This is a genomic window from Thauera sp. 27 (assembly GCF_000310125.2).
GTDB lineage: Bacteria > Pseudomonadota > Gammaproteobacteria > Burkholderiales > Rhodocyclaceae > Thauera > Thauera mechernichensis.
This window is the reverse complement of the sequence record NZ_AMXB01000048.1, coordinates 23,815-31,838: the sequence shown is the minus strand read 5'-3', so window position 1 is coordinate 31,838 and position 8,024 is coordinate 23,815. Positions and strand designations below refer to the sequence as shown.

10 protein-coding genes and 1 other RNA gene are annotated in these 8,024 nt (G+C 67.7%); 6 read left to right on the top strand and 5 right to left on the bottom strand.

Translation table 11 applies throughout. The features are described 5' to 3' along the window. Window positions 1–155: 155 nt before the first annotated feature. The 5 genes from ilvD (at window position 156) to B447_RS19185 (ending at window position 3,681) form a co-directional block, all read left to right on the top strand. A complete protein-coding gene (gene ilvD, locus B447_RS19200; protein WP_002944474.1) occupies window positions 156–2,006 on the top strand; it encodes a dihydroxy-acid dehydratase in 1,851 nt (616 codons plus the stop codon). Between the two features lie 36 nt (window positions 2,007–2,042). After that, the gene (locus B447_RS19195; protein WP_002931891.1) at window positions 2,043–2,237 is read left to right on the top strand and encodes a hypothetical protein; all 195 of its coding nucleotides are present in this window, start codon (window positions 2,043–2,045) and stop codon (window positions 2,235–2,237) included. A gap of 4 nt (window positions 2,238–2,241) precedes the next feature. Next, a complete protein-coding gene (locus B447_RS19190) occupies window positions 2,242–2,544 on the top strand; it encodes a cell division protein ZapA (protein WP_002931893.1) in 303 nt (100 codons plus the stop codon). A 57-nt stretch (window positions 2,545–2,601) separates the two neighbouring features. Then, a non-coding RNA gene (ssrS, locus tag B447_RS22355) (6S RNA) lies at window positions 2,602–2,784 on the top strand. A 90-nt stretch (window positions 2,785–2,874) separates the two neighbouring features. Beyond that, entirely contained in the window at window positions 2,875–3,681 is an 807-nt protein-coding gene (locus tag B447_RS19185; RefSeq protein ID WP_002944473.1) for a sulfite exporter TauE/SafE family protein, read from the top strand. A gap of 19 nt (window positions 3,682–3,700) precedes the next feature. Here B447_RS19185 and B447_RS19180 read toward each other — a convergent pair whose 3' ends face one another. From B447_RS19180 to B447_RS19160, 5 genes are all read right to left on the bottom strand, one after another. Next, the gene (locus B447_RS19180; protein WP_002944471.1) at window positions 3,701–4,669 is read right to left on the bottom strand and encodes a metal ABC transporter solute-binding protein, Zn/Mn family; all 969 of its coding nucleotides are present in this window, start codon (window positions 4,667–4,669) and stop codon (window positions 3,701–3,703) included. A 57-nt stretch (window positions 4,670–4,726) separates the two neighbouring features. After that, entirely contained in the window at window positions 4,727–5,593 is an 867-nt protein-coding gene (locus B447_RS19175) for a metal ABC transporter permease (protein WP_002931903.1), read from the bottom strand. 81 nt (window positions 5,594–5,674) lie between these two features. Then, window positions 5,675–6,526: a metal ABC transporter ATP-binding protein gene (locus tag B447_RS19170; protein WP_002944468.1), complete on the bottom strand. Its 852-nt coding sequence runs from the start codon at window positions 6,524–6,526 to the stop codon at window positions 5,675–5,677. Window position 6,527: 1 nt separating this feature from the next. Next, entirely contained in the window at window positions 6,528–6,737 is a 210-nt protein-coding gene (locus tag B447_RS19165; protein ID WP_002944466.1) for a hypothetical protein, read from the bottom strand. A 2-nt stretch (window positions 6,738–6,739) separates the two neighbouring features. Then, the gene (locus tag B447_RS19160; RefSeq protein ID WP_002944465.1) at window positions 6,740–7,198 is read right to left on the bottom strand and encodes a Fur family transcriptional regulator; all 459 of its coding nucleotides are present in this window, start codon (window positions 7,196–7,198) and stop codon (window positions 6,740–6,742) included. A gap of 224 nt (window positions 7,199–7,422) precedes the next feature. Here B447_RS19160 and B447_RS19155 point away from each other — a divergent pair, with 224 nt between their 5' ends. Further along, complete coding sequence (locus B447_RS19155; RefSeq protein ID WP_002944463.1) at window positions 7,423–8,016, top strand: DUF2796 domain-containing protein; 594 nt, start codon at window positions 7,423–7,425, stop codon at window positions 8,014–8,016. Window positions 8,017–8,024: the final 8 nt, after the last annotated feature.

The following is an 8,024-nucleotide window of genomic DNA, read 5'->3' as shown; positions in this document are numbered from 1 at the left end:
CCCGCCGTAGGAGCGGCGCCAGCCGCGAGGGGTTGAAGGCGACGGGCGTCGGGCGAGTGCGATGCCGGATCGCTGCCGTGGTGCCGAACGATGTGCATGCTGGCTGGTGCGCGTTAGAATCACCGTCTTTACCGCAGATTTTCCGGAGCGCCGCCATGCCCCAGTATCGTTCCCGCACCTCGACCGCCGGCCGCAACATGGCGGGAGCCCGCGCCCTGTGGCGCGCCACCGGCATGAAGGACGAGGACTTCAGCAAGCCGATCATCGCCATCGCCAACAGCTTTACCCAGTTCGTGCCCGGCCACGTGCACCTGAAGGACCTGGGGCAGCTCGTTGCGCGCGAGATCGAGGCCGCTGGCGGCGTCGCCAAGGAGTTCAACACCATCGCCGTCGATGACGGCATCGCCATGGGGCACGGCGGCATGCTGTATTCGCTGCCCTCGCGCGACCTCATCGCCGACAGCGTCGAGTACATGTGCAATGCCCACACCGCAGACGCGCTCGTGTGCATCTCGAACTGCGACAAGATCACCCCGGGCATGCTGATGGCCGCCCTCCGCCTCAATATCCCGGTGATCTTCGTCTCCGGCGGCCCGATGGAGGCAGGCAAGGTGAAGTGGGAGAACAAGGTCATCTCCCTCGATCTGGTCGACGCCATGGTCAAGGCCGCGGACAAGAACTGCTCCGACGAGGAAGTCGACGCCGTCGAGCGCTCTGCCTGTCCGACCTGCGGCTCGTGCTCGGGCATGTTCACTGCCAACTCGATGAACTGCCTCACCGAAGCGCTCGGACTGTCGCTGCCCGGCAACGGCACCACGCTCGCCACCCATGCCGACCGTGAGAAGCTGTTCAAGGAAGCCGGCCGCCGCATCGTCGACCTGGCCCGCCGCTATTACGAACAGGACGACACCTCCGCGCTGCCGCGCTCCATCGCCAGCTTCAAGGCTTTCGAGAACGCCATCAGTCTCGACGTGGCCATGGGCGGCTCGACCAACACCGTGCTGCACCTCCTGGCAGCCGCGCACGAAGCCGGTATCGACTTCACGATGAAGGACATCGACCGCATCAGCCGCCGCGTCCCCTGCCTGTGCAAGGTTGCGCCCGCCGTGGCCGATGTGCACATCGAAGACGTGCACCGCGCCGGCGGCATCATGGGCATCCTCGGCGAGCTCGATCGTGCAGGGCTGCTGCATCGCGACGTGCCGACGGTGCACAGCAAGACCATGGGCGATGCCCTGTCGCGCTGGGACATCCTGCAGGCGCATGACGTCTCCGTGTTCGAGCTTTTCCTCGCTGCGCCGGGCGGGGTGCCGACGCAAGTGGCGTTCTCGCAGAATCGCCGCTGGAAGGAGCTGGACATGGACCGCACGCGCGGGGTCATCCGCGACAAGGCCAACGCCTTCAGCCAGGACGGTGGGCTTGCCGTGCTCTACGGCAACATTGCCGAGAAGGGCTGCATCGTGAAGACCGCCGGCGTGGACGAGTCGATCTGGAAGTTCACCGGCAAGGCGCGCGTGTTCGAAAGCCAGGAAGACGCGGTTGACGGCATTCTTGGCGAACAGGTGCAGGCTGGCGACGTGGTGGTGATTCGCTACGAAGGCCCTAAGGGCGGCCCCGGCATGCAGGAGATGCTCTACCCCACCTCCTATCTCAAGAGCCGAGGTCTGGGCGCGCAGTGCGCGCTGCTCACCGACGGCCGCTTCTCCGGCGGTACCTCCGGCCTGTCGATCGGCCATGCCTCGCCCGAGGCGGCCTGCGGCGGTGCGATCGCCCTCGTCGAGGACGGCGACATCATCGAGATCGACATCCCCAACCGCAGCATCAACCTCGCGGTCACGGCCGACGAGCTCGCCCGCCGACGCGCCGCGATGGAGGCCAAGGGGGCTGCTGCATGGAAGCCGGTCAAGCGCGAACGCGTCGTCTCGGCGGCGCTGCAGGCCTATGCTGCGCTCACCACCTCGGCCGATACCGGCGCGGTGCGTGACGTGACCCAGGTCCAGCGCTGATTGACCCGTCATCGCCCGCTCACTAACATCGCCGCCATGGATACAGAACTCGCCCAGCTCGAAGCCCAACTCGAGCAACTGATCAGCCTCCACGAACGCCTGCGGGCCGACAATGCCGAGCTGCGCGGGCGCGTCCTGCGGCTGGAGACCGACAACCGCCAGCTCTCCGACAAGGTCAGGTTCGCCGCCGAGCGTGTCGAGAGCTTGCTAGAAAAACTGCCGGAGGCCTGAGGTCATGTCGATGGAGCATCTGGATGTGATGTTGCTCGGGAAGGAATACCGCGTCTCCTGCACCCCCGAAAGCAAGGACGAGTTGCTCGCCACGGTCGCCTACCTGGACGACAAGTTTCGTGAACTTGGCGCCAAGACCAACGCCGCGGGCGAGCGGCTGGCGGTCATGACTGCACTCAACCTTGCACACGAGTTCCTGCAGTTCCAGCGTGGCAATGGGTTTGACATGCCGGGCACGAAGCGTAGAATCGGACTCATGAAAGCGCGCCTCGACGGGGTGCTGGCCCAGCAGGAAAAGCTCTTCTGACGTCTGTTTCAGAATTGCTCCTGCGCAGGTCGGCAGGCTGGTCGGGCACGTAAGATCAATCCCCTGCAGTGTTCGTTGAAGTCGTAGATTCCTTGAACCAATAGTCGAGAGACTCGGTTGCCGACCATCGATACCGCTGTGTGAACGCCCCTTGCCGGGTGATCCTGATGCGGAAGGAACGCGACCTCCCTGAACCCTAGGTTCAGGATGCCCGGCGGAGACGGCACAGGCGGGGGGCCACACGAGAAGGCGCGGTGAGCGATCACCGTGCCTTCTTCACGTTAACGGCCGGCGATCGTGCCTGACGCGAACAACGGCAAGGAGAATCCGATGGATGTGAATGCCTGGTGGCTCGCCTACCCCCTGCTTGGCGCGGTGGTGGGCTTCGTTGCTGGCCTGCTCGGGGTGGGCGGCGGCGCGGTGATGGTTCCGATGCTCACCACCTTATTCCTTGCCCAGGGCTTTGCTCACGAGTCCGTGGTGCACATGGCGCTCGGAACCTCGATGGCAGCCATCGTGCTGACCTCCATCTCCAGCTTGCGCGCCCATCAGTCGCACGGTGCGGTGCGCTGGGACATCGTGCGCCGGATCACCCCCGGCATCCTGCTTGGCACCTTCGGCGGCACCTTCATCGCGTCGCGTGCCGATACCGTGCCGCTGGCGATCTTCTTCGCCCTGTTCACCGCCTACGTGGCCGTGCAGATGCTGCTGAACATCAAGCCCAAGCCTGCGCGCGAGCTGCCTGGGGGCGCCGGGATGAACGCCGCAGGTGTCGGCATCGGCGGCATTTCGGCCTTGGTGGCGATCGGTGGTGGTTCGCTGTCCGTGCCTTTCATGACCTGGTGCAACGTCAAGATGCAGCACGCGATCGGCACGTCAGCGGCGATCGGCCTGCCGATCGCCGTCTCGGGCACGATCGGCTACCTCGTCAATGGCTGGGGCGCCGAGGGCACGCCGGCACTGACCCTTGGCTACATCTACCTGCCGGCGCTGGTTCTGGTGGCTACGGTCAGCATGCTCACCGCACCCTATGGTGCGAGTCTGGCGCACCGCCTTCCGGTGGCCACACTCAAGAAGATCTTTGCCGGCTTGCTGATGGTGCTGTGCGCGAAGATGCTGCACAGCATCTTCGCCTGAACGCCCGGGGCACCCGGGTTCAGGGCGTCTCGCGCAGCGCGTCCTGCAGCGCCTGCAGGTTGCTGCGCATCATCTGCACATAGCTCGCTGCCGGCCCGCCAGCGCCCGACAGGGCGTCGGAGTAGAGCGTGCCGCCCATCCTGGCGCCGCTCTCGGCGCGGATGCGCTCGATCAGGCGTGCATCGACGACATTCTCGATGAACACCGCGGGGATGTTCTCCGCCTTGAGTTGGCGGATGAGCCTGGCAACGCCCTTGGCCGTCGGCTCGGCATTGTTCGATACGCCCACCGGCGACAGGAAGCGCACCCCGTAGGCACGCCCGAAGTAGGCGAAGGCGTCGTGCGAGGTCACGACCTTGCGGCGCTCGGCCGGAATCGCCTCGAATGCGGCACGCAACTCGGCATCGAGTGCGCGCAGTTCGCCGTCGTAGCGTTCGGCGTTGGCGCGGTAGGTGTCCGCGCCCGCGGGGTCGGCAGCGGTCAGCGCTGCAGCGATGTTGGCCACGTACTGGCGGGCATTGCCCACGTCCTGCCAGGCGTGAGGGTCGATCGCCTTGCTGCCGTGCTTGTGGCCGTGCGAATGTTTGTGACCGTGGTCGTGGTCGTGGCCGTGGTCGTCGGCCATCTCCAGCGTCACCACGCCGTCGCTGGCAACCACGATCGTGCCCTTGTAGCCGCCCGAGCGCGCCAGGCGGCTCATCCAGTCATCGAAGCCCAGGCCATTGACCACCACCAGCGCTGCCGAGCCGATCTCGCGCGCATCCGAGGGGCGGGGCTGGAAGGCGTGGGCGTCCTCGTCCGCGCCCACCAGGCTGCGCACCTTGACGCGCTCGCCGCCGACCTGCTGCACGAAATCACCCAGGATGCTGAAGCTTGCGGTGACGTCCAGCGGCTGCTGACCGTGTGCCGGACCGAGGGCAAGGGCAAGCAGGCCACCGGCGATGGCGCGGGCGAGACGGCGTCCGGCGGTTGTGGGCTGGGGCTTCATCGTGGGGTCTCCTGGGAAAGGGGCATCGGGTCTTGCGGCGCCTTGTGCGCGCAGCGCTCAGCGTTCGAGGTGGTTGCGCACCGGCAGGCGGCCGGCGAGCAGGCCACCGGGTGCAGCGAGCAAAGAGATGAAGTAGACCACGCCGCACACCAGCACGATTGCCGGGCCGGCCGGCACGTCGGCATGGAAGGACAGCAGCAGCCCGGCCACGCCGCTGGCGAAGGCGAACAGCACCGCAAGCAGCAGCAGCATGGGCAGGCCGCGGGCCCATAGCCGCGCAGCGGCCGACGGCAGGATCATGATGCCCACCGCCATCAGCGTGCCCAGGGCGTGGAAGCCGCTCACCAGGTTCACCACCACCAGCATCAGGAAGCCGTAATGCGCCACCGGTGACCAGCGGCTCACGCCGCGCAGAAAGGCGGGGTCGAAGCACTCCATCACCAGCGGGCGGAACAACAGCGCCAGGCACACCAGGGTCACGCTGGCGATGCCGGCGATCAGCAGCAGCGAGGCATCGTCAAGCGCCAGCACCGAGCCGAACAGCACATGCAGCAAGTCCAGGTTGCGCCCGCGCAGCGACACGATCATCACCCCCGCGGCCAGCGACAGCAGGTAGAAGGCCGCCAGGCTGGCGTCCTCCTTGAGGATGGAGGCGCGCGTGACCAGGCCCGCGGCCAGCACCACGACCAGTCCGGCGACGATGCCGCCGACCGTCATCGCGCCGAGCGAGAGACCAAAGGCGAGGTAGCCCAGCGCCGCTCCGGGCAGGATGGCGTGGCTCATTGCGTCGCCCATCAGGCTCATGCGGCGCAGCAGCAGGAACACGCCCACCGGCGTGGCGCCCAGCGCCAGCGCCAGGCAGCCGGCCAGGGCGCGGCGCATGAAGGCAAAATCGGTAAACGGATCGATGAGGAATTCGGTCACGGGGAAAGGGAGCAGGTTGGTACCGGGGCTGGTCCGAGGTGGAACTGGCGCGTAATGCGGGCGAGGGCGTTGTCGGTAAGCTCAGTGCCTGTGGTCGTGCCCATGGGCATGGTCGTGATCATGGACATGCACGTGGCCAGGGGCTGCCGCACCGTCTCCCGTGCTCGGGGGCAGCGTGGGCACGGCTTCGATGTGGCACTCCGCAGCGTTGTCGTCGAAGGCTTCCGACAGGCGGCGCGCGCGCGCCAGCAACTCGGGCGTCAGTACCTGAGCCGTGGGACCGAAGGCCACCGGTTCGCGCGACAGCAGCAGGGCGGTAGGGAAGTAGCGGCGCACCTGTTCGAGGTCGTGCACCACGGTGAGGATGGTGCGGCCTTCGGCGTGCCAACCCAGGATCAGCGCCACCAGGTCTTCGACGGTGCGGCTGTCGATGGCGGCGAAGGGCTCATCGAGCAGGATCAGCGGCGCATCCTGCAGGATGAGGCGCGCAAAGCGCGCGCGCTGCAACTGGCCGCCTGACAGCGAGCCGATCGGGCGCGCTTCGAAGCCCGTCAGGCCAACCGCGTCCAGCGCATCGCGTACGCGCTCGCGCTGGCGGCGCGACAACCCGCCGAAGGCGCCGACCTCGTGCCACAAGCCCATCGCCACCACGTCGAACACCGACACCGGGAAGCTGTGGTCGATCTCGCCGCGCTGCGGCATGTAGGCCAGGCCGTGCGCGGGCAGGGCGGGCATCACGATGCGGCCGCCGATCGGGCGCAACTCGCCCGCAATGCCCTTGAGCAGGGTGGACTTGCCGGCGCCATTGGGGCCGACCACCGCCACCAGCGCGCCGGCGGCGATCTCGCCGGACAGGTGGTGCACCGCGGGGTGGCGGTCGTAGCCCAGGGTGAGGTTGTCGAGCTGGATCATCGGCATGCGCGCGGCGTCCATGTCAGCGCAGCGCCCACAGGATGGTCAGCCACAACACGGCCAGCGCGCCCGCGCACACGCCCAGGCGGGTGGCCAGGCTGGTGCCGAGCAGGCTGGGGGCAGGCGCGCCGCGGTCGGCGGCGCGTTGGGCGGCGAGCCTGGGGGCAGCAGCATGCTCGTGTCCGCCGGGAATGGCCGCAGGGGGGGTGTGGACATGGGCTTCGAGGCGCATGTTCAGGGCGCCCCTAAGCCGTTGCGGCCGCAGTCGGCGCAGGCGCCGTGCAGTACCAGCTCGGCGCGGTCGAGCTCGAATCCGGCCGGCAGCGCTGCGCTCGCCGTCGCGGGGATGTCCTCCAGGCACAGCACCTGCCCGCAGCGGTCGCAGTGGAAGTGTGCATGGCGGTGATCGTCGCCGCGGCGGATCTCGAAGTGCCAGGCGCGCTCGCCGCTGGCGATGCGGCGTGCAATGCCCTGTTCCACCAGCCACTCGAGCGCACGATACAGCGTGACCCGGTCATGGGCGATGCCGCCCGCGTCGAGCGCAGCGGCGACCTCGTCGTGCGATAGCGGATGGCTCGCCGCCTGCAGCACCTCGATGACCGCGATGCGGGTGCGTGTGACGCGACCGCCGTGGGCCGCGATCAGTTCGCGAGCCGGCACGGGTGTGTGGCTGTGGGCAGTGTGCTGGGGCATGGTGTATCCGGAACGGTTTGCGGGCGCTTCGGTCTGGATCTGGTGCTGTATTTGATGCAACATTGTAGCATTAGATGAACCCGTAGCATTCACGCGCATCCAAGGCGGGAGATGCGCTGCGCCTGGTTCCGCCGTAGGAGCGGCGCCAGCCGCGAGCCTTTCATTGACCAACTGCCCTCAGAAACCCGTTCCAGACAACCTTTCGAGCCCGGAGGCGCAACACGATGACCCGAATCCCCGCCCGCAGTACCTTGTCCGCGCTTGGCTGCGCAGCCCTGTTGGCATTGTCGCCGCTGGCCCAGGCGCAGCATGCCCACGGCGCCCATGAGCACGGCGTCGCCCACCTGAGCGTGGCAAGCGATGGTGGCGAACTGCTGATCGAGCTGACGACCCCGCTCGACAACCTGGTCGGCTTCGAGCACGCGCCGCGCACGGCCGCCCAGCGCAAGGCCATGGCTGCTGCCGAGCAGCGTCTGCGCGACGGTGGGGCGCTGTTCGCACCATCGACCGCGGCCGGTTGCGCGCTGCGGGAGGTCAGCGTCGAATCGCCCTGGCCGCAAGGCGGGGAGCAGGCGGACGGTCACAAACACGACCACAAACACGACCACAAGCACGATCATGACCACGGTGATGATGGCCATGCCGACCTCGTCGCCAGCTACCGCTTCGAGTGCTCGGCCCCGGCCGCACTCGAGCGTATCGACACCGCCCTCTTCGACGCCTTCCCGCGCCTGCGCGAGTTGCGCGCGGCGCACGCCTCCGGCCGCGGCCAGGGTTCGGCGGTGCTCAAGCCCGGCGCCGCTGCCCTGAAACTGTGAGCGCAGCC

Excerpts from the sequence above, each read along its gene's own strand:
- ilvD (WP_002944474.1), top strand. The coding sequence starts at position 156 with ATGCCCCAGTATCGTTCCCGCACCTCGACCGCCGGCCGCAACATGGCG.
- B447_RS19195 (WP_002931891.1), top strand. The coding sequence starts at position 2,043 with ATGGATACAGAACTCGCCCAGCTCGAAGCCCAACTCGAGCAACTGATC.
- B447_RS19190 (WP_002931893.1), top strand. The coding sequence starts at position 2,242 with ATGTCGATGGAGCATCTGGATGTGATGTTGCTCGGGAAGGAATACCGC.
- B447_RS19185 (WP_002944473.1), top strand. The coding sequence starts at position 2,875 with ATGGATGTGAATGCCTGGTGGCTCGCCTACCCCCTGCTTGGCGCGGTG.
- B447_RS19180 (WP_002944471.1), bottom strand. The coding sequence starts at position 4,669 with ATGAAGCCCCAGCCCACAACCGCCGGACGCCGTCTCGCCCGCGCCATC.
- B447_RS19170 (WP_002944468.1), bottom strand. The coding sequence starts at position 6,526 with ATGGACGCCGCGCGCATGCCGATGATCCAGCTCGACAACCTCACCCTG.
- B447_RS19165 (WP_002944466.1), bottom strand. The coding sequence starts at position 6,737 with ATGCGCCTCGAAGCCCATGTCCACACCCCCCCTGCGGCCATTCCCGGC.
- B447_RS19160 (WP_002944465.1), bottom strand. The coding sequence starts at position 7,198 with ATGCCCCAGCACACTGCCCACAGCCACACACCCGTGCCGGCTCGCGAA.
- B447_RS19155 (WP_002944463.1), top strand. The coding sequence starts at position 7,423 with ATGACCCGAATCCCCGCCCGCAGTACCTTGTCCGCGCTTGGCTGCGCA.